27 protein-coding genes are annotated in these 26,476 nt (G+C 68.3%); 6 read left to right on the top strand and 21 right to left on the bottom strand.

From position 1 onward, the window contains the following. The 9 genes from AC6LJ5_RS12980 to fliF form a co-directional block, all read right to left on the bottom strand. Positions 1-1,024: site-specific integrase (locus tag AC6LJ5_RS12980; RefSeq protein ID WP_498140680.1), on the bottom strand; the 1,024-nt coding region annotated here is incomplete at its 3' end. Between the two features lie 151 nt (positions 1,025-1,175). Then, the gene (fliM, locus tag AC6LJ5_RS12975) at positions 1,176-2,183 is read right to left on the bottom strand and encodes a flagellar motor switch protein FliM (RefSeq protein ID WP_103274038.1); all 1,008 of its coding nucleotides are present in this window, start codon (positions 2,181-2,183) and stop codon (positions 1,176-1,178) included. 2 nt (positions 2,184-2,185) lie between these two features. Next, complete coding sequence (fliL, locus tag AC6LJ5_RS12970; protein WP_392411621.1) at positions 2,186-2,815, bottom strand: flagellar basal body-associated protein FliL; 630 nt, start codon at positions 2,813-2,815, stop codon at positions 2,186-2,188. A gap of 169 nt (positions 2,816-2,984) precedes the next feature. Continuing rightward, the gene (locus tag AC6LJ5_RS12965; RefSeq protein ID WP_498140679.1) at positions 2,985-4,346 is read right to left on the bottom strand and encodes a flagellar hook-length control protein FliK; all 1,362 of its coding nucleotides are present in this window, start codon (positions 4,344-4,346) and stop codon (positions 2,985-2,987) included. Between the two features lie 24 nt (positions 4,347-4,370). Next, positions 4,371-4,820, bottom strand: coding sequence for a flagellar export protein FliJ (fliJ, locus tag AC6LJ5_RS12960; protein ID WP_103274041.1), 450 nt, complete (start codon positions 4,818-4,820; stop codon positions 4,371-4,373). Further along, the gene (fliI, locus tag AC6LJ5_RS12955) at positions 4,813-6,264 is read right to left on the bottom strand and encodes a flagellar protein export ATPase FliI (protein ID WP_103274042.1); all 1,452 of its coding nucleotides are present in this window, start codon (positions 6,262-6,264) and stop codon (positions 4,813-4,815) included. Before fliI ends, fliJ begins: the two co-directional genes overlap by 8 nt. Further along, complete coding sequence (gene fliH, locus AC6LJ5_RS12950; RefSeq protein WP_103274043.1) at positions 6,261-7,025, bottom strand: flagellar assembly protein FliH; 765 nt, start codon at positions 7,023-7,025, stop codon at positions 6,261-6,263. Before fliH ends, fliI begins: the two co-directional genes overlap by 4 nt. Continuing rightward, on the bottom strand, positions 7,018-8,031 hold the full coding sequence (gene fliG, locus AC6LJ5_RS12945) for a flagellar motor switch protein FliG (RefSeq protein ID WP_103274044.1): 1,014 nt from the start codon (positions 8,029-8,031) through the stop codon (positions 7,018-7,020). The genes fliH and fliG overlap by 8 nt, the downstream gene beginning before the upstream one ends. Then, positions 8,021-9,679, bottom strand: a complete 1,659-nt coding sequence (gene fliF, locus AC6LJ5_RS12940; protein ID WP_392411629.1) for a flagellar basal-body MS-ring/collar protein FliF — start codon at positions 9,677-9,679, stop codon at positions 8,021-8,023. Before fliF ends, fliG begins: the two co-directional genes overlap by 11 nt. A 344-nt stretch (positions 9,680-10,023) precedes the next feature. On the opposite strand from fliF, the gene fliE reads away from it, so the two are divergent. Continuing rightward, a complete protein-coding gene (gene fliE / locus AC6LJ5_RS12935; RefSeq protein ID WP_103274046.1) occupies positions 10,024-10,356 on the top strand; it encodes a flagellar hook-basal body complex protein FliE in 333 nt (110 codons plus the stop codon). Between the two features lie 265 nt (positions 10,357-10,621). Here fliE and AC6LJ5_RS12930 read toward each other — a convergent pair whose 3' ends face one another. The 7 genes from AC6LJ5_RS12930 to AC6LJ5_RS12900 form a co-directional block, all read right to left on the bottom strand. After that, the gene (locus AC6LJ5_RS12930; protein WP_498140678.1) at positions 10,622-11,425 is read right to left on the bottom strand and encodes a flagellar brake protein; all 804 of its coding nucleotides are present in this window, start codon (positions 11,423-11,425) and stop codon (positions 10,622-10,624) included. 12 nt (positions 11,426-11,437) lie between these two features. Continuing rightward, complete coding sequence (locus AC6LJ5_RS12925; protein ID WP_498140677.1) at positions 11,438-11,776, bottom strand: EscU/YscU/HrcU family type III secretion system export apparatus switch protein; 339 nt, start codon at positions 11,774-11,776, stop codon at positions 11,438-11,440. After that, complete coding sequence (gene fliK / locus AC6LJ5_RS12920; RefSeq protein WP_498140676.1) at positions 11,776-13,134, bottom strand: flagellar hook-length control protein FliK; 1,359 nt, start codon at positions 13,132-13,134, stop codon at positions 11,776-11,778. The genes AC6LJ5_RS12925 and fliK overlap by 1 nt, the downstream gene beginning before the upstream one ends. Beyond that, positions 13,131-13,484, bottom strand: a complete 354-nt coding sequence (locus AC6LJ5_RS12915) for a flagellar protein FliT (RefSeq protein ID WP_212318929.1) — start codon at positions 13,482-13,484, stop codon at positions 13,131-13,133. Before AC6LJ5_RS12915 ends, fliK begins: the two co-directional genes overlap by 4 nt. Before the next feature lie 47 nt (positions 13,485-13,531). Further along, positions 13,532-13,960, bottom strand: a complete 429-nt coding sequence (gene fliS / locus AC6LJ5_RS12910; RefSeq protein WP_498140675.1) for a flagellar export chaperone FliS — start codon at positions 13,958-13,960, stop codon at positions 13,532-13,534. An 18-nt stretch (positions 13,961-13,978) separates the two neighbouring features. Continuing rightward, positions 13,979-15,376: a flagellar filament capping protein FliD gene (fliD, locus tag AC6LJ5_RS12905; RefSeq protein ID WP_498140674.1), complete on the bottom strand. Its 1,398-nt coding sequence runs from the start codon at positions 15,374-15,376 to the stop codon at positions 13,979-13,981. A gap of 144 nt (positions 15,377-15,520) precedes the next feature. Further along, entirely contained in the window at positions 15,521-15,898 is a 378-nt protein-coding gene (locus tag AC6LJ5_RS12900; protein ID WP_498140673.1) for a flagellar protein FlaG, read from the bottom strand. A gap of 145 nt (positions 15,899-16,043) precedes the next feature. Here AC6LJ5_RS12900 and AC6LJ5_RS12895 point away from each other — a divergent pair, with 145 nt between their 5' ends. Next, the gene (locus AC6LJ5_RS12895) at positions 16,044-16,781 is read left to right on the top strand and encodes an IclR family transcriptional regulator (protein ID WP_498140672.1); all 738 of its coding nucleotides are present in this window, start codon (positions 16,044-16,046) and stop codon (positions 16,779-16,781) included. A 56-nt stretch (positions 16,782-16,837) separates the two neighbouring features. Here the strand turns inward: AC6LJ5_RS12895 and AC6LJ5_RS12890 are convergent, their stop codons facing one another. The 4 genes from AC6LJ5_RS12890 to AC6LJ5_RS12875 form a co-directional block, all read right to left on the bottom strand. Further along, positions 16,838-18,004 (bottom strand): acyl-CoA dehydrogenase family protein, encoded by a 1,167-nt coding sequence (locus AC6LJ5_RS12890; RefSeq protein ID WP_103274054.1) that lies wholly within the window; start codon positions 18,002-18,004, stop codon positions 16,838-16,840. Then, positions 17,994-19,250, bottom strand: coding sequence for a CaiB/BaiF CoA transferase family protein (locus AC6LJ5_RS12885; RefSeq protein WP_498140671.1), 1,257 nt, complete (start codon positions 19,248-19,250; stop codon positions 17,994-17,996). The genes AC6LJ5_RS12890 and AC6LJ5_RS12885 overlap by 11 nt, the downstream gene beginning before the upstream one ends. Beyond that, entirely contained in the window at positions 19,247-20,218 is a 972-nt protein-coding gene (locus tag AC6LJ5_RS12880) for a Bug family tripartite tricarboxylate transporter substrate binding protein (RefSeq protein WP_498140670.1), read from the bottom strand. Before AC6LJ5_RS12880 ends, AC6LJ5_RS12885 begins: the two co-directional genes overlap by 4 nt. Before the next feature lie 66 nt (positions 20,219-20,284). Continuing rightward, on the bottom strand, positions 20,285-20,710 hold the full coding sequence (locus AC6LJ5_RS12875) for a cupin domain-containing protein (protein ID WP_498140669.1): 426 nt from the start codon (positions 20,708-20,710) through the stop codon (positions 20,285-20,287). Positions 20,711-20,873: 163 nt separating this feature from the next. On the opposite strand from AC6LJ5_RS12875, the gene folC reads away from it, so the two are divergent. The 4 genes from folC (at position 20,874) to purF (ending at position 25,168) form a co-directional block, all read left to right on the top strand. Beyond that, positions 20,874-22,184 carry a bifunctional tetrahydrofolate synthase/dihydrofolate synthase gene (gene folC / locus AC6LJ5_RS12870; RefSeq protein ID WP_498140668.1) on the top strand — a complete coding sequence of 437 codons (1,311 nt, stop codon included), beginning with the start codon at positions 20,874-20,876 and terminating at the stop codon, positions 22,182-22,184. 99 nt (positions 22,185-22,283) lie between these two features. Next, a complete protein-coding gene (locus tag AC6LJ5_RS12865; RefSeq protein WP_498140667.1) occupies positions 22,284-23,129 on the top strand; it encodes an SPOR domain-containing protein in 846 nt (281 codons plus the stop codon). Continuing rightward, positions 23,129-23,617, top strand: coding sequence for a CvpA family protein (locus AC6LJ5_RS12860; RefSeq protein WP_103274060.1), 489 nt, complete (start codon positions 23,129-23,131; stop codon positions 23,615-23,617). The genes AC6LJ5_RS12865 and AC6LJ5_RS12860 overlap by 1 nt, the downstream gene beginning before the upstream one ends. Positions 23,618-23,647: 30 nt before the next feature. Beyond that, a complete protein-coding gene (gene purF, locus AC6LJ5_RS12855) occupies positions 23,648-25,168 on the top strand; it encodes an amidophosphoribosyltransferase (RefSeq protein WP_392411648.1) in 1,521 nt (506 codons plus the stop codon). Between the two features lie 153 nt (positions 25,169-25,321). Here purF and AC6LJ5_RS12850 read toward each other — a convergent pair whose 3' ends face one another. After that, positions 25,322-26,473, bottom strand: coding sequence for an acyl-CoA dehydrogenase family protein (locus AC6LJ5_RS12850; protein ID WP_498140666.1), 1,152 nt, complete (start codon positions 26,471-26,473; stop codon positions 25,322-25,324). Positions 26,474-26,476 lie beyond the last annotated feature (3 nt).

Genomic DNA, 26,476 nt, shown 5'->3' with positions numbered 1-26,476 from the left:
CCGCGCCGGCGCGGTAGTAGCCCATGGCCGTGGCCACGCTGGCGTGGCCCGTCATGGCCATGGCATCGCCCAATGGCACTTGCTGGCGACCGGCCTCGGTGATGAAGCCCGAGCGCAGGCTGTGCGCGGAATAGCTTTCGTCCAGGCCCGCCAGCTCGCAGCGCTGGCGCACGATATCGCGCACGGCGGCGGCGGCCAGTGGCTCGCCCAGCACATCGCCGCGCCGGATCCGGCGGAACAGCGGGCCTTGCGTGATGCCGCTGGCATCCAGCCAGGCCTGCAGGGCCCGCGCCGCCGCTCCCACGATCGGCTTGGCGTCCTCGGCCCGGGCGGCGCCCGCCTGGTTGGTCTTGGAGTGGCGCAGCAGATAAAGAAAACCGTCCTCGCCGCGCGGCGTGTTCTCGACGGTGGCGCGCACGACTTCGGAGCGGCGCCGACCGCCGCTGGCCCAGGCGAACAGCAGTAGCGCCCGGTCGCGCAGTCCGCGCAGCGAATCGTCGCAGGTATCCAACAGCGCCTGCAGCGGCTCGCGCGTCAGGGCCGGCTTGCGCGCGGGCGCCGCGCCGCGCCGGGCATGCGCGCGGCGGGTGCGGGCGAGCAGATCGCGCAGCCCCTGCGCGCGGCACGGGTTCGGCAGCCCCAGCGTGTCATGCGCCTTGGACAGGACCGATACGCGTTGCAGCACCGTGTTCAGGCCCGGCGGCCCCAGGCGTCCCTTGACCTTCAGGCGGACGAGTTCCTGGTCCAGCGCGGCCGGCATTTCGCTGGTCAGACCTTGTTCGGTCTGGCGGCGGGCGTGGTCCACGACGAATTGCACGACAGCGGTCTCGGGCAGGGGCAGGGCGAAGCGCCGGCCGTAGCGCAGTTCGAACCAGGCCGCCCAGTAACGCATCGCGGCGCGGTAGCTGGCCGCCGTATTGGCCGAACTGCCTTCCCGCATCAGGGCGCGCGCGGCCTCGTCCGCGCTGCGGTCCAGAACGGCGGGGTCGAGCAGGGGCAGGGCGGGCAAGGGCTTCAGTTGCATGGAACGAGGTGATTTCGTGTGTGCAAGGCGATTTCCGGCCAGGATTCGGCCCAAAATCTTGCTTATGTATTATTTAATATGTATTGTGTTTGATATCTAACACAACTACCAGATTACTCACGATAAGCTTCCAGTGCCGGGCTCGTTCTTGTCAGTCATGGTCGGGGGCCTCGTTTGAATCGGAATCGTGAGTAAACATGTTGTGCACGCGCAGGGCGTACTGGCCGTTGAAGACGCCGTAGCCGCATTCCATCAGCGGCACGCCGTCGACGCTGGCGATGATGGTCTGGGGCACATCAACCGGAAGCACGTCGCCCACCTTCAGGCGCATCAGCTCGCGGATGCTGGACGGAATGCGGGCGAATTCGGCAACCACGTCGATGTCGGCGCTGCGCACCTGGCGCGACAGCTGCTGGGCCCAGCGCTGGTCCACTTCCTCCAGCGCGGTCTCCTGCAGCGGGCGCGTCAACAGGTCGCGCACCGGCTCGATCATGGAATAGGGCAGGCAGATGTTCAGATCGCCGCCGGTGGCGCCGAACTCGATATGGAACGAGCTCACGACCACGACTTCGTTGCTGCCGGTGATGCTGGCGAACTTGGTGTGCATCTCCGAGCGCACGTACTCGAATTCGATCGGATAGACCGGATCCCAGGACTTGCCGTAGCTTTCCAACGTCAGGTTGAGCAGGCGCTGGATGATGCGCTGTTCGGTGGTGGTGAAGTCACGGCCCTCGACGCGCGTGTGGTAGCGGCCATCGCCGCCGAACAGGCTGTCGATGACCAGGAACACCAGGTTCGGGTCATAGGTGAAGAGCGCGGTGCCACGCAGCGGCTTCATCTGAATCATGTTCAGATTGCTGGGCACGGGCAGGTTGCGCTCGAAGTCCGCGTACTTCTGGATCTTGATCGAGCCGACGGTGATGTCCGCGCTGCGACGCATGAAGTTCAGCAGCACATGGCGCATCTGGCGAGCGAAACGCTCGTTGATCAGCTCCAGCGTCTGCATGCGACGACGCACGACCCGGTCCGGGGAACTCAGGTCGTAGGCCCGAGCGCCGTCGCTGGCGCCCGCGGTTTCCTTTTTGCTGTCGCTCTCGCCGGTTACGCCGGCCAGCAGCGCATCGACTTCGTCCTGCGAAAGAAACGCCTCGTAGGCCATGCTTATTGCACCACGAACGCCGTGAACAGCACGTCGGTGACGTACTGGCCGTCAGGCAGCGGCGAGAACGGACGGTTGACGGCCTGCTTGATCGCGTTGGCCATGTCGGTCTTGCCTTGCGAGGTCTGCACGGCGGTCGGCGACTGCGACGACAGCACCATGAGGATGCGGCTGCGGACCTCGGGCATGTACTTTTCCAGGCGGGTGCGGGTCTGCTCGTCGTTGACGCGCAGCGTCAGGCCCACGTGCATGATGCGCTCGGTATCGGCGTTCTGCAGCGTGACCGTGAACGCCTCGATGGGCACGAAGATCGGCGCGGGCACTGCGACTGGCGTGGTCGGCGGGGCGACGAAGGTGGTCGGCTGCGGGGTCTGGCCCGGCGCGCCAGGCGCGCCCGGCGTGCCGGGTGCGCCAACCTGGCCCGGATTCTGGCCGACAGCGAGCGACACGTTGGCGCCATTGGGCGGCGGCTGCATGCGTTGCGTGATGAACCAGGTCGCGCCAGCGCTGGCCGCCGCGACCAGCAGCAGGACCAGGACCGCGAGCACGGGACGGAGGATGCGGCCCAGGCCGCCGGAGCGGGTGGGAAGCGTGCCGCGCGCCGGCATGGTGGAAGGTTTTGAAGTCGCCATCTTGGTGTCGATGCGTGTTTGCCGCTAATGAAAACGGACTCTCAGTGGATGAAAGCATTCTGCCCGAAATCCCGCGCCGGTTTGGGAGCGAAAAACAGGGCGAAAGCCGCGTATCTCAAGCTATTGCTGCACTGCGCGCGGCCCTGGCGGGGCCGCGCGCCAGCCGGGATTACGCGAAGGTGTCGACCAGCGCGTTGGCGTTGCGGGGCGAGGCCGAGGCGGGACGCGAGGCGTCGGCCACCACGTCGCCCGCGCCGCCCGTCAGGCCGCTGCCCTGGCGCTGTGAACCGCCGCCCTGGTTCTGGGCGAACTGCTGCTGGGCGGCCTGCTCGCCCACGCTGGTCTGGCCCAGCGAGATGCCGGCCTGCGCCAGCGCCTGTTGCAATTGCGGCAAGGCGGTTTCAATGGCCTGGCGCACCGAGGCGTGCGCCGACACGAAAGAGGCGCTGGCCACGCCGTCGGCCAGGTTCAGGCTGACGCGCAGCGGGCCCAGGTCCGGCGGATCCAGGCGCAGCTCGGCGGTCTGCACCCCGTGGCGCGCGCTGTTGCTCATCACCACCAGTTGCTGGCCCAGGTCCGCGCCCCAGTGCGTGGCGCCGACGGGCGTGGCGACCTGCAGCGCGACCGGCGGCTGACCGATGCCGGCGGGGTTGAACACGGGCAGCGGCTGCTGGCGCTGGGCCGCGACGGCCAGCGATTGCGCCAGATGGTCCTGCACGCCGGCGGCGTGCTGGGGCAGCTGGAACGTCGGCGTTGCGGCCGGCAGCGGGGCGGATTCCTCTTCCTGGCGCACGGGCTGTTGAGCCCCGGCCTGCGACGCTTGCGCGGCCTCGACGGCGGTGCGCGGCGCCGTGCGCGGCAGCGCGGCGTCGGCGCTCAGGCGCGGCGTTTCGGCCGCGGGCGTGATGCTCTTGATGTCGGCGGTCACGGCGGCGGGCTGGCTGCCGGGCTTGGCGGCGGCGGTGACCACGGGCACGGCCAACTCCGCATCGCGGGCCTCGCGGGCGGCGGCGGCCTGGGCTTGTTGCGCCGTCAGCGGCACGGGCGCGCGCGGCGTCGGCGTGACCTCGTTGGCGTTCAACGCGTTGACCAGCACGGCGGCGGTGCCGCTGGCGGCGGTGATCGCGGCCTGCGCGGCGCCACGGGCGTTCTGCACCTGTTCGGCGGCCTGGGCGGCGATTTCCAGCGCCTGCTGCGGCAGCAGGGCTTGCGGCACGGGCTGCTGCGCGGCGGCGACGGCCATCGCGCCGGCCTCGGCCTGGGCGGCCTTCTCGACGGCTTCGTCGATGGCGCCAGACGCGGCGTTCTCGGCATGGCCCTCCGGGCTGCCGCCGGTCTTGCCGGGCGCGGGTTCCTTGGCGCCATTGCCGGTGGGGCGGGCGTCATTCGACTGGGTCGGACGCTGCTGGGCAAGCACTTCGGAGAAGCTGGGGCCCTTGTTGTCGGACATGGAGGACTTGGCGCCAAAGGCGTCGGCCGGTGAAACCGGCGCGGACGGGGCGATGGCGGGCAGGGGCAGGGGAGCGTTCATCTTGGGCTTCCTGTGGTATGTCGCTTAATGCATGCCGGCCTGGCGCTGGACCAGGCGGGCCGAGTATTCGTCGTTCAGGCGCTGTTCGCGGCGCGATTCGGCGACGGCTTCGGCGCGCTGCGCGCGTTGCGCCAGCGCGTCGTAGGAATTGAGCTTGCGCTTTTCCTGCTGGTAGTAGAGCCGACCCTTGTTCAGGTTCTCGTCGGCCTGCTGCAGCACGCCCTGTTGTTGGACGATGGCATCGTCCAGCGTGCCGATGAAGCGCTGGTAATTGTGGCAGTCGCTGGCCGACATGCCGGAGGTCATGGCCTGCTGCAGCCGCTCCAGGTAATCGTGGCGGTAGTCCTGCAGCATGCCGAGCTGGCGTTCGGCATTGGTGCGTTCGGCGCTGAGGCGGCCCAGCAGGCGCGCGGCTTCGTCCGTGCTCTCCTTGGCCAGATTGATCAGCATGTCCAGGGGAAGTTGGCTAGGCATAGGTGTCCCTCAACTCGAAACTGGCCTGCAATTGGTTGACCGCGTCCTGGTAGCCGACGTTCTCGCCGATGTCCTGCTGCAGGAAGGCTTCCAGGCGCGGGTAACGGGCGATGGCGTCGTCCAGCTGCGGATCGTTGCCGGCGACGTAGGCGCCAACGGCGATCAGGTCGCGGTTGCGCTGGTAGCGCGACAGCGTCTGCTTGAAGCGGCGCACGACCGAGAACTGCTGCGGCGTGATCAGCGACGTCATGGCCCGGGAAATCGATGCTTCGATGTCGATCGCGGGGTAGTGGCCGGCTTCGGCCAGGTGGCGCGACAGCACGACGTGGCCATCGAGAATGGCGCGGGCCGAGTCGGCGATCGGATCCTGCTGATCGTCGCCTTCGGCCAGCACCGTGTAGAACGCGGTGATCGAGCCGGCCTTGCCGTTCGGACCGGGCGCGCCCATGCCCGTGCGTTCCACCAGGCTGGGCAGCTTGGCGAAGACCGAGGGCGGGTAGCCCTTGGTGGCGGGTGGCTCGCCGATGGCCAGCGCGATCTCGCGTTGCGCCATGGCGTAGCGGGTCAGCGAGTCCATGATCAGCAGCACGTCCAGGCCCTGGTCGCGGAAGTGCTCGGCCAGGCGCGTGGCGTAGGCCGCGCCCTGCAGGCGCAGCAGGGCCGACACGTCGGCCGGCGCGGCCACCACGACCGAACGGGCCAGGCCCTCGGGTCCCAGGTTGTGCTCGATGAATTCCTTCACTTCGCGGCCGCGTTCGCCGATCAGGCCGACGACGATGACGTCGGCCTTGGTGTAGCGGGCCATCATGCCCAGCAGCACGCTCTTGCCCACGCCGGAGCCGGCGAACAGGCCCATGCGCTGGCCTCGGCCGACCGTCAGCAGGCCGTTGATGGCGCGCACGCCGGTGTCCAGCACCGTGTCGATGGGCGCGCGCGACAGCGGGTTGATCGGTTGGGCCGACAGCGGCGCCAGCTCGGCGCCGGTCAGCGGGCCCAGCCCGTCCAGCGGACGGCCGGCGCCGTCCAGCACGCGCCCGAGCAGGGCATTGCCCACGGGCAGGTGGCGGCCCAGCTGGGGCTTGGCGTTGCCGTTCAGCTCGGCCTTGCTGGGCAGCGGAATCTGGCGCTGCACGGGCGGTTCGCCGGGCACCACGCGGGCGCCGGGCGGCAGGCCGGAAATATCGGCCTGCGGCATCAGGTACAGGGTGTGGCCGTCGAAGCCCACGACCTCGGCGTCGGCCCAGTGGTCATGCCCGCGCGCGATCTCGATGCGGGCGGCGGCGCCCACCGGCAGGCGCAGGCCGGTGGCGTGCAGCACCAGGCCCGTGGCGCGGGTGATGCGGCCGCTGACCAGCCAGGGCTCGGTCGAGGCGGCGCGGATCGAGCCGATCTCCAGCTGGGTCTGCCAGCGGTCGATCACCGGGACGGCGGGCCGGGCGCTCATGGCGTCGCCTCTGTCTCCCGGGCCGGTTCTTCCCAGGAAGTGTTGCGGCCCAGCGAGGCCGCCACGCGACGCCAGCGCGTCTGCAGCGTGGCGTCGATGTCGCCATAGGGCGTTTCGGCGCGGCAGCCGCCGCGCGCGAGCGATTCGTCGGCCAGCACGCGCCAGTGGCCTTCCTTCAGTTCGTCGGCCAGGTGCAGGCGGATGAGTTCGATGTCCTGCGGATTGGCCCACAGCCGCATCTGGCCGCCGGCGCTGGGATTGATGTGCAGCACTTCGCGCACGGCGTGCACGACGGATTCGGGTTGTTCGGCCAGGGTGTTGCGGATTACCTGCTGGGCGATGTCCAGCGCCAGCGTCAGCAGGCTCTGGCCCATGCGCTCTTCCAGCGCGCCGATCGATGCGGCGCAGGATTCGGCCATGGCGTGCAGGCGGGCGGCCTCGTCGGCGCCCTGTTCGCGGGCCAGGGCAAGGCCCTCGGCGTAGCCGGCCTCGCGGCCTTCGGCAAAACCGGCTTCGCGCCCTTCGGCGCGGCCGGCCTCATGGCCGGCGGCGTGGCCTTGCGCGTAACCTTCCTCGCGGCCCTCGGCCACGGCCTGGGCGCGCAGCTGCGCCAGCACGACCTCGGGGTCCGGGCCGGGATCGGGTTCCGGCTCGGGCGCGGCCTCGACGGGCGGCGGCTCGTCGAACGACAGCATCTGCCAGCGCCGCCAGGCGGCGCTGCGCGAGAGCTGGGTCGTCGAGCCGGTGTCCGCGTCAGACATACGCGTCGTCTCCGGAGTTGCCCAGCACGATCTGGCCGCTCTCGGCCAGGCGGCGGGCGATCTGCAGGATCTTCTTCTGCTCGGCCTCGACCTTGGACATGCGGATCGGGCCTTGCGCTTCCAGGTCCTCGCGCAGCATCTCGGCGGCGCGGCTGGACATGTTGCGCAGGAACTTGGCGCGCAGCTCTTCCTGGGCGCCCTTGAGCGCGACCATGAGCGTGTCGTTGTCGATTTCCTTGAGGATGAGCTGGATGGCGCGGTCTTCGACGTCGAGCAGGTTGTCGAACACGAACATCTCGTCGATGATCTTCTGCGCCAGGTCGGCATCGCGCTCGCGCAGGCTGGCGACCACGGTTTCCTCTTCGGTCGAGTTCATCATGTTCAGGATCTCGGCCGCCGTGCGCACGCCACCCATCTTGCTGCGCTTGGCGCCCTGGCCGGCCAGCACCGAATTGAGCACGTCGGTCAGTTCGGACAGCGCGGCCGGCTGCACGCCGCCGAAGGTGGCGATGCGCAGCATCACGTCGTTGCGCAGGCGGTCGGTCAAGAGCGCCAGCACGCCGGCGGCGCGGTCGCGCTCCAGGTGCACCAGGATGGTGGCGATGATCTGCGGGTGCTCGTCGCCGATCAGTTCGGCCACGGTGTGCGGATCCAGCCAGTTCAGCGCATCTATGCCGCTGCCGCCTTCGCCGGCTTCCAGGATGTCCTCGATCAGGCCGGCGGCGCGGTCGCTGCCCAGGGCCTTGGTGAGCACGGTACGGATGTAGTCGTCCGAGCCCAGCGTGACGGCCATGAACTGGTCGGCTTCCTGGCGGAACTCTTCCAGCACGACGGCCACGTCATTGCGCGTGACCTGCTTCAGGCTGGCCATGGCGGCGCCGACCTGCTGGACTTCGCGCGCGGTCAGGTACTTGAAGACCTCGGCCGCGGCGTCCTCGCCCAGCGACATCATCAGGACGGCGCTGCGGGTCATGCCGTCCATGGGTTTGGCGGAATCATTTTTCATCTTTGCTCATCCAGGTGCGCAGGACCATGGCGACGGCACGCGGATCCTTGTTCGCCATCGTGCGGGCGCGTTCCAGGTTGTCCTCGTAGCGCGTGGTTTCCTTGGCGCGGGCCATTTCCTGGGCCTCGCGCTGGGCTTCGATGCGTTCGGATTCAGCCACTTCCGGATCGACCGGCGGGTACAGGTAATCGGTGACCTGGCGACGCACCTTGCGGTACAGCCAGAAGGCCACGATCAAGCCCAGCAGCCAGGCCATGATGGTCTTGAACAGGGCGATCATTTCCGGATCGCGCCACATCGGCAGGGCGGGCGGACCGTCGTTGAACTGGCTGTTGACCAGGTTGAGTGAGTCGCCGCGGCCTTCGGAATAGCCCATGGCCTCGCGGACCAGGTTGGTCAGCTTGTTCAGTTCCTCGGGCGGCAGCGGCTTGAGGTCGCCGTCCTTGTCGCGGATGTAGTTCACCACCACGGCCACCGACAGGCGCTTGAGCGCGCCGACCGGCTGCTTGACGTGGCTGATGGTGCGGTCCACTTCGTAATTGGTGGTGGCGTCGCGGCGCTCGTTCAGGCTGCCGGAGGCGGCCTGCGCGCCGGTCTGCTGCTGGGCGCCTTGCTGCTGCGGCGTCTGGCCGGGACGGGCCGGCGGCTGCTGCGGATTGGTGATGGGCGCCTGGGCGTTGCCGGGCGGCTGGTTCGACAGCGCGCCGGGCACGCCTTGCGCCGGACCGATGCCGCGCTGGGTGGCGTCGCTGGTCTGCTGGCTGCGGATCGCGCCCTGGCCGGGTTCCTGGTTGGGGCGGTAGACCTCGGAGGTTTCCTCGCGGCGCGCGAAGTCCATCTCGGCGCTGGCCTGGGCGTGCACGTTGCCGGGGCCGACCAGGGGATTCAGGATCGTCAGGATGCGTTCGACGGTGCGCTGTTCCATCTCGCGCACGAAGCGCAGCTGATCGGCGTCCATGCCGCGGCCTTCGCCCAGCGGAGCCGACAGCAGGCGGCCGTTCTGGTCGACGACGGAGACGTTTTCGGCGGTCAGTTCCGGCACGCTGGAAGCGACCAGCCAGGAGATGGCGGACACCTGGGCGTCGCTCAGGCTGCGACCGGGGTACAGGTTCAGCAGCACCGAGGCCGTGGGGGCCTGGCGCTCGCGCACGAACAGCGACTGGCGCGGCATGGCCAGGTGCACGCGGGCGTGCTGCACGGTGTGCATGGATTCGATCGAGCGGGCCAGTTCGCCTTCCAGGCCGCGCTGGTAGTTGATCTGTTCGGCGAACTGGCTGGCGCCGAAACGGGCGTTGTCCATCAGCTCGAAGCCGACCGAACCGCCGCGCGGAAGGCCCTGCGATGCCAGCTGCAGCCGGGCGTCATAGACGCGGTCGGCCGGAACCAGCAGGGCGGTGCCGTTCTCGTTGTAGCGGTAGGGCACGTTCATCTGCCCCAGCGCGGTCACGATGGCGCCGCCGTCGCGGTCCTCCAGGTTCGAGAACAGAACCTTGTACTTGGGCTCGCTGGTCCACATGACCGCGGCCACGACCAGCGCGACCACGGCCGCCGCCGCGCCCAGCAGGACGGGCTTGGGCAGCGCCCGGACTTTTTCCAGCACGGGGAACTTCGCCAGCAAAGACGAGCTCAGAGTGGCCTGCTGATTCATTTGCGGCCCCCGCTGGCTGCGCGGAGCTGGGGAAAGGACTTCATGTTCGGGTAGGGCAGATTACACATGCAACGTGCTTCTGGTCTGGGGTGAGCGTGGATTATTGCCGCTGGGGGCGCAATCCCAATCGTCGAAAACAGCGGTTTTTTGGCGTTACTTATCCCCTATGTCGCCCGGGGTGGCGCAAGCCCGGACGCGGGACAGCCCGCGGCCCGCCGCGAGCGGCGCCGGATCGGGGGAAATATCGGGTTTTTTGGCGGTTCTTGTCGGCTATGAGAGGCGCCGATCCCGGTTACGCTGCCTGCAGATTCGGCATTACGCCCCACCTGCAAGGAAACATGGCAATGGCGGTAACAGGTTTGTCCGGCATCGAAAGCATGCTGTCCCAGATGCGCGAGGTCGTCAGCAAGGCGGAATCCGGCCTGTCGGTCGGCGCCGCGCCGCTGGCCCAGCCCGACGGCTTCGCCGCCGAGCTGCAACGCTCGATCCGTCGTGTCACGGCCGCTCAGAACGCGGCCAGCGCCCAGGCCAAGGCCTTCGAACTGGGCGCGCCCGACGTCTCGCTCAACGACGTGATGGTCGACATGCAGAAGGCCAGCATCGGCTTCTCGACGGCGATACAGGTGCGCAACAAGCTGGTCGCCGCCTACAAGGAAATCTCGTCGATGGCCGTCTAAGGCCGCGAGACGAAAACACCGCACGAAGAGGGGCGCCAGCGAGCGCCCCTTTGGCGTTGGCGCGCATGCAGCGCCAAGCCAGGTTTTCTCCATGCCAGCGTCGCATGTCCCCGAGGCAGCGGCAGCGCCAAACACCCCGCGCCCTCAAAGAACACCGCTCACGGCATTAGCAAATCGCCCCAGCACCAGGGCAGCGCGGAGCCGGCTTTGCCGGTCCGCAGCTGCGCCCCCCTGGGGGGGAAGCGCGCAGCGCTTCGGGGGGGATCTAGTCCCTATTGCCTTTTTCCAGGCGCCAGACCACCTGCTGCAGCCAGTTCTCCTGGCGCGCGTCCAGGTTCAGGAAGATGGCGCCGAGGTGGCTGACCGGTGGCTCGCCCGTCAGCGACACGTGGCGCGGCGCGGGTTCGTCCGGGTCCGCTCCCGGCGCGATCATCGGCTGCCCGGATACCGGATAGACGTTGCGCACTTCCAGGTTGGCGACCAGCTTCCCGAGGTCGCCGAAATTCATCTGCACGCCTTCCAGCACCTCGCCGCGCTGGGGCAGTTCGGGCGCGGCCAGGCCAACGCGCAGGCCCACGCCATCGACCGAGATGTCGCGCACGGTGAAGGCGAGCGGCTTGGCCTGGGCCTCGGGGAGCCAGGTAGCCTCGCAGCGGTTGGCGCTGGTGATCAGCGAGGCTCGGAACATCTTGCGCCGCTGGATCCGCGCCAGGCGGTCGGGGAAGGGCGACACCAGGGCCGCGCTGCCGTCGTCGAAATGGATCACGTCGGGCCGCTGCACCCGGAAGCGGATCTGCACGCCCCCATAGGCCGTGGCGTGAAAGTGGAAGGTGGTGCCGCTGAGCAGGCCCATGCTGTCGGACTGTTCGAAGTCCGCGCCGGCGTAGTCGCGCGGACGCCAGAAGAACTGACGCGTGTGCTTGTCCGCCCCCAGGATGAGCACGGCGATCTCGCGATCGGCGGCGTCGCGCACCAGGATGTGGCTGTCGGGGTGGGTGAGCTCGAACAGCGCGGAACGCATGTCTTCCGGCCGGGTGAGCAGAAATTCCGGATCGCTGGCGTCCAACACGGTGGAGATTCCTTAGATAGATAGATCGGGCGGCGCGGCGTCGGCCGGAATCTCGCGCGATTCCAGGCGATACAGCCAGGCCAGCAATTCTGCCACCGCAACGTACAGTTGGGGAGGAATATGCGCGTCCAGGTCGACCTGCATGAGCAGGCCGACGAGTTCGCGCGACTCGTGCACGTACAGGCCGTTTTCCTCGGCGGTGCGGACGATGGTGTCGGCGAGCTGGCCGTAGCCCTTGGCGACGACGCGCGGCGCGCCGTCCGCTTCGTCGTATGACAAGGCGACGGCGGCGTTGCGGCCTGCGTTGGGCGAGGCGGCGTGGCTGTCCTCGGGGCGTTGCGGGTTTGCCATCAGAAATCAGTCGGAATGATGGGGCGCGGGTCGACCACGTTGACCGTCATGTGGCTCAGCGTCAGGCCCGCGGCCAGCAGGCGCGAACGCAGCTGGTCGGACGATTCGTCGATCAGGGCGGCGCTGTGGGGCGCGACCAGCTGCAGCACGATCTGGTCGCCGGCCAGGTTCAGCCGCGCGTCCACCAGGCCCAGTCGGGGCAGGTCGAGCTTGAGGCGGGTGGCCCAGGTCGGAACGGCCGATTCGGGATCGCCGCCGTAGGGGTCGCGCTGCACTTCCCAGTCCATCGGCGTGCCGGGCCAGGCTTCTCCGCGCCAGGCCAGCGCCTGGTTGGCCAGCACATCGAGCTGCTGGCGCACCAGCGCGTTCAGGTCCTGGTGGATGCCGTTGATCGGCGTGCCGGGCGCGGGCGCATTGGAGCCGCCGGAGGCGGGCGCGTCCGCGCCGCCGGCGCCACGGCTGGCGGGCGCTTCGGCGCGTGCGCGCGTGGCGGCGGCGCTGTGTTGCTGCTGCTGGGCGTCGGCCTGCTTGAGGTCGGCCTGCGGTTCTTTGCGCAGCTCGGATGGGTTGGCGCGGCCGAAGGCCAGATCGGCCAGGTGTGATTCGTAGAACAGGCCGCTGGTCTGCAGGGCTTCGCGCAGGGCCTGGCCCAGCGCGCGGGCGGCCGGACCCTGCGCGGCCAACGCGGCGCGGGCGGCGGCGGCCGGGTCCTGGGCGGGGGGCGCGCCCTCGGTGGCGCCGGTCTGGCCGGGCGTCTTGCCGGCGGCGGTTGCCGGGTCGCCGGCGATCGCATTCAGGACCGTCGCCACGTTGGCGGCGCTGTTCGCGGCAGCGGCCTGCGGTTGTCCGGCGGGCGTATTGGCGTGCGGCGCCGGGGGCTGGCCGCCGGGCGCCGGCTGGCCCGCGGCGGGCTGCCCGGCCGTGGCACCGGGCTGGCGGCCGGCCGATGCATCGGGGGTCCACAGTGGCGCGCGCCCTTGAACGGGCGGGGCTGCGTCGGGGTACTGCGCCAGCAGCGAGAGAATCGCGCGGGCGGTGCGGCCCAGCGTGGTGGGCGCGGAAGCGGTGGTGTCGTTGCTGGTGACCAGGCCGCGCGCGGCCAGGGCCAGCGCGGCGGCGGTCTTGGCGTCGACGATGGCGGCGCGTTCACCGCGCGCGCCGCCGGTCTGGACGCCCTGGCGGGGATCGCGCGGCGAGCCATCGGCCTGGCCGGGTTTCTCCAGGCTGCCGGGCTGGCTGACCGCATCCGGGCGAGCGCCGGAAACCTGATTGGCGGAGGCGGCGGACATCGTCGTGCCGAGCACGGCGTCCAGCCGCTGCACCAGGACGTTGCCCAGCGCGGCGGGACCTACGCTCATGTTTCAGGCGCCTGGTAGCCGTAGGCCGAGAGCAGGGTCTGCTGTCGCTTCATCCTGCCCAGCAGCTCGCCCAGGCGGGCCAACTGGGGAATCGCCAGGTCGCGGGTCAGCGCATCGTTTTCCAGGATGCGGACCAGCAGGTCGTATTTCATCGCGCGACCGGCGTCGTCCAGCGGCATGGACGGTTCACTGTGCCGCAGGCGCTCCACCAGTTCGCAGTATTGCTGCCCGTGCACCATGGCCGTGTCCCAATCCCCGGCCTGGGCGGCGGTAAGCATTTCGCCGGTAATAACGGCTATCTCCTGGTAATGCTCCAGGATAGGGGAGGATATATGGGTAAGGGACGTCATGGAAATCTCGGGCGGGCTCTGGCTGGCTAGGTTCGTTTTGCGGGCCATCACGGCGACACGCTGCCTGCCGGCTGGTCGATGGATGTCTGCCAAGCCTCGGCCAGATCGGCCAGCAGCCGGTCTGCGATGTCGAGTTGCTCGGCGTCCGACTTCAAGTTCGCCGTCAGCAGCGTGCGGACGATGTAATCATAGAGGCGCGAAAGATTGGCGGCGACATCGCCGCCAGCCTCCATGTTCAACCCGGTCTTCAAGCCTTCGTCGACAATCTTGATCGCTTTCGAGATCGCCGCGCCGCGTTCCGCGACCCGGCCTTCCTGCAGATGGATGCGAGCCTGTCCGATCGCCGCCCGTGCGCCGTTGAACAACAGGGTGATCAGCCGCTCGGGGGTGGCGCTCATCACCTGGGTTTCCAGGCCGATATCGGCGTAGGATCGGGCAGAGTGAGAGCCTGTCGGGCGGCGGGCGGCGTAAGTCATTAGTGCATCTTCTACGGGTTACTTGGACGATTTGTTCATCGCCGCGAACTGTTGGCTCAGGTACGCGCCGGTGGAGTTCATCTGGGCCACCATCTTGTCCAGCGCGATGAAGCGGGTACGCATGGCGGCCAGCTCGGCGTCGCTGGCGGCCTTGGCGCGGGCCTGCTGGTTGCCGAGGTCGGTAATGGTCTTGTTCAGGCCGTCGGTGCGGTTCTTGAGCGAGCCGTTGCTGCCCAGCACATCCTTGACGGCGGCGTCGAATTTCTTGGCCAAGCCATCCTTGCCGTTGAGCAGGGTGCCCACGTCGGCCGGGTTTTCCTTCAGCGCCTTGTCCAGCTTGACGTTGTCCAGCTTGAGCTGGCGCGTCAGGGGATCGGTGGTGATGCCCAGGTCGGCCAGCGACTTGATGTTGCCGGAGCCCAGCGCGCCGCTCAGCACGCTGGAAACGGCGGACTGGATCGAACGGGTGGTGCCGTCGCCGGTCAGCGGGCTGGCCTTCTTGGTGTCGTCCGGTTCCTTGGGGTTGTACGCGGTCAGGCCCTTGATCGTGGTCTGCAGCGCGTTGTAGGTCTTGACGAAATCCTGCACCGCCTTGGTGGCGACCGAGACGTCGGCTTCCAGCTTGAGCTGGATCGGTTTGTCGGTCGGCGTGGTGTCGGTCAGGTTCAGCGTCACGCCGTCGATGACCTTGGAGACGTTGTTCGAGCCGCTCTTGACCGTCAGGCCGTTGATGACGAGTTCGGCGTCCTTGGCCTTGGTCTGGGTCATGCCGCTGGTGGTGCCGTCGGCGGCGGTGCTGAAGCCCAGGATATTCTTGAGCGACTGGTCGCCGGTGACGGTGATGTTCTTCACCGAGGCCTGCACGCCGGTGTCCTTGGCGGTCAGCATCAGGTAGTTGTTGCCGTTGCCATCGTTCAGCACCGTGGCGCGCACGCCCGCCTTGTCGTCGGCGTTGATGGCCTTGACGATGCCGTTGAGCGAGGTGTCGCCCTTCAGGTCGATGGTGCGCTTGGTGCCGTCGGTCAGTTCGATCTCGAAGGTGCCAGTGTCGCCGTTCTTGGCGGTCCGGTCGGCCACGGCGCCGGAGCGCAGACCCTGCGCGATGGCCAGGTTCTTCACTTCGATCGTGTACTGGCCCGCGACGGCGCCTTCGCCGACGGTGGCGGTCAAGGCGTTGCCGCCGGTGACGCTGCCCATCATGGCGGCCATGGTCTCCGGCTTGCCCAGCGTGGCGGCGGACTTCTGCACCGCTTCCAGCGCGCTTTGCAGCTGGCTGTAGGCGTTGATGCGCGCCTGATAGCTCGTCGCTCGCGTCGTGTAGCGCTGCAGGTCCTTGTCGTTGGCTGCCGCCAGATCCGTCAGGATCTTTTCCAGGGGCAGGCCGGAGACCGAACCAAGGTTGGTAATGGAGGCCATGTGAGATTCCTTCCTAGCGATATGATTCTGTCAAAGATTGGAGGTCAGCGATTGGCCGGGTAAGGGCATAAGGCTGGCTTAATTCGGTCTTTCCGCCCGCGCGCGCGGACTGAAAGGCATTCTCTGAAATATATTGGGTACGGATCAAACCGAGGTTTTGATGCCATTTCCCTGCATGTTGACGATCATTTTGGCGATCTTGATAACAGCTTCGCTCGGGATGGTCCGCAGGACCTTGCCCGATTCGGAGTCGACCACGGACACCACGATCTGATGCACGTCGGGGTCGACCTCGAACTGCAATTGGGTGGACCAGGCTTTCATCTGGTCGTTGATTTCGTCGAGTGCGCGTTCCAGCGGCAGCTTCTGCGAATCCGACTGCTCGGACGTGGCGCTGTCCGAGCCGCCGCTATGGGCTGAGGCAGCGGCAGGCGCAACAGTGACGGATGGGTCCGGGACGGCGGGCGCAGGCGCTACCGCCACGGGGGCATACGAGGCGGGGGCTAAGGGGGATACGGCCATGATCACTCCAGCGGCGGTGCGGGCGTCTCGGAGGAGCGCGCTGTTATCAGGAAATTCTCAGTTACCATAACGGCACGCTCAGGGGCGAACTTTAGCGCCATCTGAAACAAGATATTTCTCACGTTCCGGGGTTGTGGACAGGGCAATGAGTGTCAAGACGGCGCTGCGCGTCATCGAAATCATCGAAACCTATGCCCGCGAGAAGCGCGCCTTGCCCCTGTCGGAGCTCGCCCGGCTGCTCGATGTGCCGGTGTCGAGCTGCCTGGCGCTGATCCGCACGCTGACCGGGCTGGGTTATCTCTATGAAACCGGACGGCGCCAGGGGTACTACCCCACGGGACGCCTGCTGGCGATGGCGCAGCGCATCGCTCATGCCGATCCGGTCCTGGACCGGGTTTATCCCAGCCTGGTGGAATTAAGGGACGCAACCAAGGAGACCGTGGTCTTCGCCAAGCTGAGCCAGGACGCGCGGGTGGTCTACCTGGACGTGCTGGATTCCCCGCACACGATCCGCTACGCGCCGGTCGCCGGCGAATTCAAGAGCATCCATGCCAATTCGCTGGGCAAGGCGCTGATTTCATTGCTGGACGAGCCGGCACGCGCGGCGATGCTGGCCAACGTGGAAATGACCCGCTACAACGAGCGGACGCTGACGACGCCGGCGCAGGTGGAAGCGGATATCGGACTGTCGCGCCAGCGCGGCTGGTTTATGAACAACGGTGAATCCATCGCGGATGTGGGGGCGATCGCCTGGCCGCTGACCCTGTCGGGCGAGCACTACGCCATTTCGGTCGGCGGGCCGATATACCGCATCGAACCCAGGCAGGCGGAGTACGCCAGCATCCTGCGCTCGGCCTGCGCCGGGCTGGAGCGGCAGGCCTGAGGGCGACCGGCGGCGGCACGCAACCCCGCCGGACGGTCCGCCCTGTCGCGCCGCGCTCAATAGGACTTGGGCAGTCCCAGCACTTTCTCCGCGATGAAGCACAGGATCAGCTGCGGGCTGACCGGCGCGATGCGCGGAATGAAGCTCTCGCGCAGCAGCCGTTCCACGTGGTATTCCTTGGCGTAGCCCATGCCGCCCAGCGTCATGACGGCGGTCTGGCAGGCGTTGTAGCCGGCTTCGGCGGCCAGGTACTTGGCCGAGTTCGCGGCGGGGCCGCAGGGCTTGCCGGCGTCGTACAGGCTGGCCGCCTTGTATACCATCAGGTCGGCCGCTTCCAGCTGCATCCAGGCCTGGGCCAGCGGATGCTGCACGCCCTGGTTCTGGCCGATCGGGCGGCCGAACACCACGCGCTCGCCGGCATAGCGCACCGCGCGCTCCAGCGCGGCGCGGCCGATGCCCACTGCCTCGGCCGCGATCAGGATGCGTTCCGGGTTCAGGCCGTGCAGGATGTACTCGAAGCCTCGGCCTTCCTCGCCGACCCGGTCGGCCACGGGGATGCGCAGCCCGTCGATGAACAGCATGTTCGAGTCCACGGCCTTGCGACCCATTTTCTCGATCTCCCGGACTTCCACCTTGGACCGGTCCAGGTCCGTATAGAACAGCGACAGGCCCTGGGTGGGCTTGTCCACCTCCGATAGCGGGGTGGTGCGCGCCAGCAGCAGCATCTTGTGCGCCACCTGGGCCGTCGAGATCCAGATCTTGCGGCCGTGGACCACGTACTCATCGCCCTGGCGCACGGCCCGCGTGCCCAGCTTGGTGGTGTCCAGCCCGGCGTCCGGCTCGGTCACGGCGAAGCAGGCCTTTTCGCGGCCGGCGATCAGGGGCGGCAGCCAGCGGCGGCGCTGGGCGTCGTCGCCGAACACCACCACCGGATTCAGCCCGAAGATGTTCATGTGGACGGCCGACGCGCCGGCAAAGCCCGCGCCGGACGCGGCGATGGTCTGCATCATCAGCGCCGCCTCGGTCATGCCCAGGCCGGCGCCGCCGTATTCCTGCGGCATGGCGATGCCCAGCCAGCCGTCGCGGGCCAGGTCGGCGTGCAGCGGCTCGGGAAAGCCGCCTTCGCGGTCGCGCTCCAGCCAGTATTCGTCGGGATAGCGTTCACAGATGCGGGAGACGGCGGCGCGCAGCGCCTGCTGGTCAGGCGTGAATTCAAAGTCCATCTGGCGTTCCTGGGGGTTCCGGGGAATCGGGAGAAAGGGCGGCGCCGCGCGCGAACAGGGCATCGATGGCGGCCTCGTCGTAACCGGCTTCCGCCAGCAGTTCGCGGCTGTGCTGGCCCAGCGCGGGGGCGGGGCGGCGGATGGCGGTGGGCGTGCCGGCGTAGCGGCCCAGCGGCGCGGGCGTGCGCAGGCGGCCTTCGGTGGGGTGGTTCTGCGCGCGGATGAAACCGGTGGCGGCCAGGTGTTCGTCATCCAGCAGGTCTTCGATGGCGTGCAGGCGGGCCGCCGGGATGTCGGCGCGCGCCAGATCGGCCAGCCAGTCGTCCGTGGCGCGGTGGCGGATGACATCGGCGACGAAGGCGTAGACCTCGCCGATGTGCGCGGCGCGCGCGCCATGGCTGCGAAAGCGCGGATCGTCGGCCAGTTCCGGCTGGCCGATCAGGGCGAAGAAGTTGCGCCAGTGCTTGTCGTTGTAGATCAGCAGGCACAGGTAGCCGTCGGCCGTGGCGTAGGGCCGGCGGTGCGGCGCGAGCAGCCTGGCGTAGCCGGCGGGGCCCAGCGGCGGGTCGAACGTGGCGCCGCCCAGGTGGTCGCCCAGCGTCATGTGCGCCATGCCCTCGAACATGGGAATCTCGACCTGCTGGCCGCGTCCGCTGGCGCGGGCATGCAGCACGGCCGACACCAGCGCGATGGCGGCATGCAGGCCGACGGCGCGATCCGCCAGCGTCAGGGGCGCGTAGCGCGGCACCTCGCCGCTCTGCCGCGCATACAGCGCCGCGATGCCAGCCTGTCCCTGGATCAGGTCGTCGTAGGCGGGCCGCCCGGCGTAGGGTCCCTGCTCGCCGAAGCCATAGGCGCCCAGGTAGACGATGCGCGGATTGCGCGCCGCCACCGCTTCATAGGACAGGCCCAGCCTGGCCATGGCCTGGGGGCGGATGTTGTAGAGCAGGGCGTCGCAGCCCTCGGCCAGCCGAAGGCAGGCCTCGCGGCCCTCGGGCGTCTTCAGGTCCAGCGCGATCGAGCGCTTGTTGCGGTTCAGGTGCAGGTGCAGATGGCCCATGCCGGGATTGCGCATGGGGCCGACCGCGCGCAGGTTGTCGCCGGCGGGGGACTCGACCTTGACCACGTCCGCGCCCAGGTCGCCCAGCACCTGGGTGGCGTAGGGGCCCATGACGACCGAGCTGAGGTCCAGGATGCGCACGCCGGCCAGCGGGCCGGCGGAGGCGGAGGCGGGTTGCGGGCTCATTGCTGCTCGATCCCGGCATCGCGGATCAGCTTGCCCCACAGGTCGCGCTGCTCGCCCACGAAGCGGGCGAAGTCCTGCGGCGTGCCCGAGAACGCGTCGAAGCCCAGCGCGGCCAGGCGCTGGCGGGTCTCGGGCCTGGCGACGACCTGGTTGATCGCCGCGTTGAGCCGGGCGACGACCTCGGGCGGCAGTCCGGCCGGGCCGAAGTAACCGTTCCAGGAGTTCAGGTCGAAATCCGGCACGCCGGATTCGGCCATGGAGGGCAGGTCGGGGACGATGGCGCTGCGCTGCGCGGTGGACACCGCCAGCGCCCGCAACTGGCCGGACTGCACGAAGGGCAGGCCGGAAGCCAGGTCGGTGAACATGAAATCCACCTGTCCGCCGACCACGTCGGTCAGGCCCTGCGGCGTGCCTTTATAGGGCACGTGCAGGATGTCGATATTGGCGCGGCGGGCCAGCGTGGCGCCGGCCACGATGCCGGTGCTGTTGCCGCTGGCATAGGTGATGCGCCCGGGGCGCTGGCGCGCATCGGTGACCAGGTCGGCGACCGTTATCCAGGGCCGTTTGGGGTTGGCGACCAGGATGAAGGGCAGGTTGCCGCCGCGCGCGATGGGCGTGAAGTCCTTCACGGGGTCGTAGGGCACGTTCTTCATCAGCCAGGGCGCGGCCGAGTGCGAGGTGTTGGTGGTGACGAAGATCGTGTAGCCGTCGGGGCGGGCGCGCGCCACCAGGCTGGCGGCGATGGTGGCGTTGGCGCCGGGCTTGTTCTCGACGATGACCTGCTGGCCCAGGATGGACGAGAGTTCGTTGCCGAAAATGCGCCCGACCGCGTCGGTGCCGGAACCGGCGGGGAAGGGCACGATCAGCGTGATGGGCTTGGCGGGATAGTCCGCGGCGCGGACCGCGACCGCGGGCAGCAGGGCCGCGCCGGCAAGCAGCGCGGCGCCGAGCAGGCGCGATGGTTTCATGGCTGGTCTCCTTGGTGGGATGGCGCGGGCGGCTTCTGCGGCCGCCACGGCCGGCGGGGCGCCGCGTCAGGCGGCGGGGGGCGTCGGGAAGCCGCGTATCACGCGGTCCGGCGATTCTTCATAGGGTGGGGAGTAGATCACCAGCAGCCGCGCGGGCTGGTCGCTGGTCACGGTGAAGACGTGCGGCACGTCCGGCGGGAAATAGCAGCAGTCGCCCGCCGCCATGTCGGCCCATTCGTCCGCCACCTGCGCCCGCGCGGTGCCGGACAACAGGTAGCAGACCTGTTCGATGCCGGGATGCGCATGCGGCAGGGCGCCCTGGCCCTTTTCGATCACGCCCAGCAGCACTTCCACGTGGCGCGAGCCGACGGTGTCGGGGCCGATCAGGCGCCGGTTGAGCGTGCCGGTGTGGTTGGCCGGGTGGTAGCCGGGCACATCGGCCTCGCGCACCAGCCAGGCAGGGGTGGGTTTCGTTCTGGTGTCCAGACTCATGCGGGCTCCATGAAATTCTCATTCATGAATTTATTTTTATATATGAGAAAAATATCGGCAAGGCATTTTGCGCGCGATTCCAGGCCGTCCAAGGGGGGATTAGGGAAAACGCCGGTCTCGCGCTGATAGAATCGCGTGTTGCGTTCCTCTCTGCCGTCCGTCCATGTCTCCTGTCCAAAAGCCCGCGCCCGCCGCCACCCTGTCCGATTGGCTGCGCTATCTGGAATCCATCCATGCCACGGCCATCGACATGGGCCTGGAGCGGGTGCGCGAGGTGGCCGATCGGCTGGGGCTGGCGCTGTCCGGCGTCAAGTTCGTGGTCGGCGGCACCAACGGCAAGGGGTCCACCTGCGCCATGCTGGAGGCCATTCTGCTGGCCGCGGGCTACAAGGTCGGGCTGTACACCTCGCCCCATCTCATCGATTTCAACGAGCGCGCCCGCGTCAACGGCCAGATCGCCACCGACGAGGCGCTGATCGAGCAGTTCCAGGCGGTTGAAGCCGCCCGGGGCGACACCTCGTTGACCTATTTCGAGTTCACCACCCTGGCGATCCTGCGCCTGTTCTCGCAGTCGCGGCTGGACGCCGTGGTGCTGGAAGTGGGCCTGGGCGGCCGGCTGGACGCGGTCAATATCGTCGACGCGGACTGTTCGATCGTCACCAGCGTGGACCTGGACCACATGGACTGGCTGGGCGACACGCGCGAGAAGATCGGCTTCGAGAAGGCGCATATCTACCGGTCGGGCAAGCCCGCCATCTGCAGCGATCCGTCGCCGCCGCAGTCGTTGCTGGACCATGCCGCCGCCATCGGCGCCGATCTGTGGCTGTTCAGCCGCGATTTCAATTACTCGGGCGATCGCCAGCAATGGGCCTACGGCGGGCGCGAACAGCGCCGCAGCGCGCTGGCCTATCCCGCGCTGCGCGGCGCCAATCAGCTGCTCAACGCCTCGGCGGCGCTGGCCGCGCTGGAATCGGTGCGCGACCTGCTGCCCGTGCCGCAGCAGGCCGTGCGCATGGGGTTGTTGCAGGCTTCGCTGCCCGGCCGTTTCCAGATCCTGCCCGGCCAGCCCGCCGTCATCCTGGACGTGGCGCACAATCCCCACGCCGCCGCGGTGCTGGCGCAGAACCTGGACAACATGGGTTTCCATCCGTACACCCACGCGGTCTTCGGCATGCTGAACGACAAGGACCTGGCGGGCGTCGTCGCCAAGCTGGGCTCGCGCGTCGACCATTGGTATTGCGCCGGCCTGCCGGGCCCGCGCGGCGCCAGCGGCGAAGACCTGGCGCGGCAGGTCGGCCAGGCCCTGCCGGCTGCGCCAGCGGGCGGTGAAAATCCCAGCGTGCAGGCCTATGCCGATCCCGCCGCGGCCTTCGCGGCAGCGCGCGAACGGGCTGCCGAGAATGATAGAATCGTGGTGTTCGGGTCGTTTCTCACCGTGGCCTCGGTTTTGCAGGCCCTGGGTCGCAAGGCATAGGCAAGAGCGCGGGCAATCGGGGCTAGATTCGGTTCATCGGCAAGGTGGCGGCAAGCCGCCGCGCCGTCCGCCGAAAGGCGCCGCAAGGAATTCTCTTCCATGGGTTTTTTCAAACGCAAAGATCCTGCCGACCAGGCGCAGTCCTCCAAACGGGCGGCCGTGCCCAGCGAAGTGCAGGCGGCGGAGTTGCGCGGCCGTGCGCGGCGCAGGCTGGCAGGCGCGATCGCGCTGGTCCTGGCGGCCGTCATCGTGCTGCCCATGGTGCTCGATTCCCAGCCGGTTCCGGTTGCGGACAACATCCCCATCAAGGTGCCGGAACGCAACACGCCGTTCCAGCCCCAGGTAAGCGAGCCGCAGGTCGCGCCGCCCGTGGCGTCCGCGCAGGGCGCGGGCCAGACGCCCGGCGCCGCCGCGCCGGCGGATCCCACGGGAACCATCCCAACCCCGCCGCCGGTGGTCTCGGTGCCGCCGCCCGTGATCACGGCCCAGCCGCAAGTGCCGCCCGCCGGCACCACGCCGGCGACGTCGGCCGCGGCGCAGCCGTCCAGGCCGGACCCCAAGCCTGCCGCCAGGCCCGATCCCAAGCCCGATCCCAAGCCCGCCGCCAAGCCGGAAACGCGTACCGACGACGGCGCCCGCGCGCTGGCGTTGCTCGAGGGCCGCAGCGCGCCTGCCGCCACGCCGCCCGCCGCAAAGCCGGCCGCGACCAAGGGCAATTTCGTATTGCAGGTCGCCGCGTACACCACGTCCGATGACGCGCAGTCGCGGCGCAGCAAGCTGCATCAGGCCGGCGTGACCAACGCCTTCGTGGAGCAGGCGAACATCGGCGGCAAGCAGCAGTACCGTTTGCGCGTGGGGCCGTTCCCCTCGCGCGAGGCGGCGCAGGCGGCCCAGGCGCGGTTGCGCACGCTGGGCTATGACAACGGCTTCATCGCCGCCCAGTAGTGACCGGTTTCGACTTCGTCGTGCTGGCCATCCTGGTGGTATCGGGTGTGCTGGGCCTGGTGCGCGGCCTGCTGAAGGAAGTGCTGTCGCTGGTGGCGTATCTGCTGGCGTTCGTGGCGGCGATCTGGTGGGGACCCACGGTCTACGCCTGGTTGGAGCCATACATTGAAACCACGCTGCTGCGCATGGGGGTTTCCTACGCGGCGGTGTTCATTATCGTGCTGCTAGGCGTGGGCCTGGTCAATATGACGCTTTCAGCCTTGATCCGCAGCACCGGACTGAGCCCGGCCGACCACGGCCTGGGCGGAATGTTCGGGCTGGCCCGTGGTCTGCTGATCGTGCTGGCGCTGGTCGCCGCCGCCGGTTATACGCCCTTGCCCCAGGAGCCCTGGTGGCGGGACGCCATGTTTTCGCATTCGGCCATCGAGGCCATCAAACATATCAAGACGTGGCTGCCGCCGTCGCTGGCGACCTGGCTGCCGTATTGATTTGCTTCACATCAACCAGGAACTCTCACCATGTGTGGAATCGTAGGGGTCATCGGGCGCGGGCCGGTCAACCAGCTGCTCTATGACAGCTTGCTGCTGTTGCAGCATCGCGGGCAGGACGCCGCGGGCATCGCAACGTCGCAAGGCAACCAGTTCAATATGTACAAGGCGCATGGCCTGGTGCGCGACGTGTTCCGCACCCGCAACATGCGCGCGCTGCCCGGCACGTCCGGCGTCGGCCAGGTACGCTATCCCACCGCGGGTTCCAGCGCCAGCGAGGAAGAGGCACAACCCTTCTACGTGAACGCCCCGTTCGGCATCATGTTCGCCCACAACGGCAACCTGACCAACTGGCGCGAGCTGCGCGAATCGCTTTACCGCGTCGACCGCCGCCACATCAACACCAATTCCGATTCCGAAGTCCTGCTGAACGTGCTGGCGCACGAACTGCAATCGGCCGCCAGCGGCGTGTCGCTGGACGACGATGCGATGTTCCGCGCGGTCGCGGCGGTGCACAAGCGCGTGCGCGGCGCCTACGCCGTGGTGGCTCAGATTTCCGGCTACGGCCTGCTGGCCTTCCGCGATCCGCACGGCATCCGTCCGCTGTGCATCGGCCGCCAGGAAACGGATGAGGGCGTCGAGTGGATGGTGGCGTCCGAGTCGGTGGCGCTGGAAGGCAGCGGCTTCGCCTTCGTGCGCGACGTGGCGCCGGGCGAGGCGGTCTTCATCGACCTGGACGGCCGTTTCGTCAGCCGCCAGTGCGCCGACAATCCGCAGCTGGTGCCCTGCATTTTCGAATACGTCTACTTCGCCCGGCCGGACTCGCTGATTGACGGCGCGTCGGTCTACGGCGCGCGTCTGCGCATGGGTGAATACCTGGCCGACAAGGTCGCGCGCAACATGCGCCTGGGCGACATCGACGTGGTCATGCCGATTCCGGATTCCTCGCGTCCCGCCGCCATGCAGCTGGCCGCGCGCCTGGGCCTGGACTACCGCGAGGGCCTGATCAAGAACCGCTACGTCGGCCGCACGTTCATCATGCCGGGCCAGGCTGTGCGCCGCAAATCCGTGCGCCAGAAGCTCAACGCAATCGGCATGGAGTTCAAGGGCAAGAACGTGCTGCTGGTGGATGATTCCATCGTGCGCGGCACGACCAGCCGCGAGATCGTGGACATGGCGCGCGCCGCTGGCGCTAACAAGGTCTATTTCGCCTCGGCCGCGCCTCCGGTGCGCTTCCCCAATGTGTACGGCATCGACATGCCGACGCAGCAGGAGCTGATCGCCACCGGCCGCAGCGACGAGGAAATCGCCCGCACCATCGGCGCCGATGCCTTGGTCTACCAGGATCTGCACGACATGCAGCAGGCCGTGCGCGACGTCAATCCCGCGCTGTCGCGTTTCGAGGCGTCCTGCTTCGACGGTGAATACGTCACGGGTGACATCACCGCCGAATACCTGGCGCGCCTGGGCCAGTCGCGCGGGCAAGCCAGCGATGGCGAATCGGCCGGCGGCCTGCAGTTCAACATGGGGTACGCGGCCAACGACGCCTGAGCGTCGGGCGCTGCTGCCTGAAAAGCCGTCCCGGGAGGGACGGCTTTTTCATTGGCGCATCGAACCTTGCCGGGCCGCGCCGACGCCCTCCGCCGAGGATGGGCGGCGGCCCGTCTGACGCTCAGGGAACTGGCGTCTCCCGCTGCTTGTTCGCTAGGCGATCGCGTTCATCCCCAGGATCTCGCGCCCCGCGATCAGCGTCTGGATCTCCGTCGTGCCTTCGGGAATCATGCCGCCGCGCGTATCCCGGAAGATGCGCTCGATCGGATACTCCTCCGAGTAACCCAGCCCGCCATGCACTTGCAGCGCCATGCTGGCGACTTCGTGGGCGGCCTCGGTGGCGTAGAGCTTGGCGATGGAGCAGGCCTGGCGCACGTCCTTGCCCGCTTCCAGCGCATGGGCCGCGCGCATGCCCAGGGCGCGCGCCGCTTCGACGCGGACCGTCATGTCGACGATATGCTTCTGTACCAGTTGGAAGCTGCCGATGGGCCGGCCGAATTGCTCGCGCTGCTTGGCATGGTCGATCGACATGTCCAGGGCCGCCTGTGCGGCGCCGACGGCGCCCATGGCGATGTTCAGCCGCGCGGCGTCCAGGCCTTTGAGCGTACCGGCGAGCGCCGCGCCTTCCTCGCCGACCAGGTTTTCCTTGGGAATGCGGACGTCGGCAAAGCCCAGCTCGGCCGTGCCAGTGCAGCGCAGCACCATGGTGTCCAGCTTGCGCACGTCGTAGTTGGCCAGGGCGCGTTCGACGATGAAGGTCGACAGCTTGCCTTCACAGGTGGGGCTGTAGGTGCGCGCGACCACCATGGCGACATCCGCGTCGCAGCCGTTGGTGATCCACAGCTTGCGGCCGTTCAACACCCATTCGTCGCCCACCAGCTCGGCCCGCGTCTGGATGCCGGCGATGTTGGAACCGGTGTTCGGTTCCGTCAGTCCGGTGCAGGCCTTGAGGCGGCCGGCCATGAGCGGCTTGAGATACTGCTCTTTCTGCGCTGGCGAACCGTGGGCGGCCAGGCGCTTGATCGAGCCGTTGGTGATGTTGACGATGGTGCGCAGCGACAGCCAGTGGTAGCCCAGCTCTTCCATCATCATGGCCCAGGTGGGCATGTCGATGCCGTGTCCGCCCTGGTCTTCCGGCAGATTGCCGCCCAGGTAGCCGAGCGCTGCCAGCCTGGGCATGAGTTCGAACGGAAAGGTCCGCGCCTTTTCGTGTCGCGCGACGATGGGCGCCACTTCCGCCAGCATGAAGCGGCGGATGCTGTGCTGCAGTTCCTGTTGTTCGGGCGTCAGGTCGATGTTGCTCATGCG

The organism is Achromobacter sp. 1011791174 (genome assembly GCF_059760925.1).
The sequence above is the reverse complement of the archived record's forward strand: the minus strand, read 5'-3'. Positions and strand labels throughout refer to the sequence as shown.

Coding starts and splice junctions, on each gene's coding strand:
- fliM (WP_103274038.1), bottom strand. CDS start 2,183: ATGGCCTACGAGGCGTTTCTTTCGCAGGACGAAGTCGATGCGCTGCTG.
- fliL (WP_392411621.1), bottom strand. CDS start 2,815: ATGGCGACTTCAAAACCTTCCACCATGCCGGCGCGCGGCACGCTTCCC.
- AC6LJ5_RS12965 (WP_498140679.1), bottom strand. CDS start 4,346: ATGAACGCTCCCCTGCCCCTGCCCGCCATCGCCCCGTCCGCGCCGGTT.
- fliJ (WP_103274041.1), bottom strand. CDS start 4,820: ATGCCTAGCCAACTTCCCCTGGACATGCTGATCAATCTGGCCAAGGAG.
- fliI (WP_103274042.1), bottom strand. CDS start 6,264: ATGAGCGCCCGGCCCGCCGTCCCGGTGATCGACCGCTGGCAGACCCAG.
- fliH (WP_103274043.1), bottom strand. CDS start 7,025: ATGTCTGACGCGGACACCGGCTCGACGACCCAGCTCTCGCGCAGCGCC.
- fliG (WP_103274044.1), bottom strand. CDS start 8,031: ATGAAAAATGATTCCGCCAAACCCATGGACGGCATGACCCGCAGCGCC.
- fliF (WP_392411629.1), bottom strand. CDS start 9,679: ATGAATCAGCAGGCCACTCTGAGCTCGTCTTTGCTGGCGAAGTTCCCC.
- fliE (WP_103274046.1), top strand. CDS start 10,024: ATGGCGGTAACAGGTTTGTCCGGCATCGAAAGCATGCTGTCCCAGATG.
- AC6LJ5_RS12925 (WP_498140677.1), bottom strand. CDS start 11,776: ATGGCAAACCCGCAACGCCCCGAGGACAGCCACGCCGCCTCGCCCAAC.
- fliK (WP_498140676.1), bottom strand. CDS start 13,134: ATGAGCGTAGGTCCCGCCGCGCTGGGCAACGTCCTGGTGCAGCGGCTG.
- AC6LJ5_RS12915 (WP_212318929.1), bottom strand. CDS start 13,484: ATGACGTCCCTTACCCATATATCCTCCCCTATCCTGGAGCATTACCAG.
- fliS (WP_498140675.1), bottom strand. CDS start 13,960: ATGACTTACGCCGCCCGCCGCCCGACAGGCTCTCACTCTGCCCGATCC.
- fliD (WP_498140674.1), bottom strand. CDS start 15,376: ATGGCCTCCATTACCAACCTTGGTTCGGTCTCCGGCCTGCCCCTGGAA.
- AC6LJ5_RS12900 (WP_498140673.1), bottom strand. CDS start 15,898: ATGGCCGTATCCCCCTTAGCCCCCGCCTCGTATGCCCCCGTGGCGGTA.
- AC6LJ5_RS12895 (WP_498140672.1), top strand. CDS start 16,044: ATGAGTGTCAAGACGGCGCTGCGCGTCATCGAAATCATCGAAACCTAT.
- AC6LJ5_RS12890 (WP_103274054.1), bottom strand. CDS start 18,004: ATGGACTTTGAATTCACGCCTGACCAGCAGGCGCTGCGCGCCGCCGTC.
- AC6LJ5_RS12885 (WP_498140671.1), bottom strand. CDS start 19,250: ATGAGCCCGCAACCCGCCTCCGCCTCCGCCGGCCCGCTGGCCGGCGTG.
- AC6LJ5_RS12880 (WP_498140670.1), bottom strand. CDS start 20,218: ATGAAACCATCGCGCCTGCTCGGCGCCGCGCTGCTTGCCGGCGCGGCC.
- AC6LJ5_RS12875 (WP_498140669.1), bottom strand. CDS start 20,710: ATGAGTCTGGACACCAGAACGAAACCCACCCCTGCCTGGCTGGTGCGC.
- folC (WP_498140668.1), top strand. CDS start 20,874: ATGTCTCCTGTCCAAAAGCCCGCGCCCGCCGCCACCCTGTCCGATTGG.
- AC6LJ5_RS12865 (WP_498140667.1), top strand. CDS start 22,284: ATGGGTTTTTTCAAACGCAAAGATCCTGCCGACCAGGCGCAGTCCTCC.
- purF (WP_392411648.1), top strand. CDS start 23,648: ATGTGTGGAATCGTAGGGGTCATCGGGCGCGGGCCGGTCAACCAGCTG.
- AC6LJ5_RS12850 (WP_498140666.1), bottom strand. CDS start 26,473: ATGAGCAACATCGACCTGACGCCCGAACAACAGGAACTGCAGCACAGC.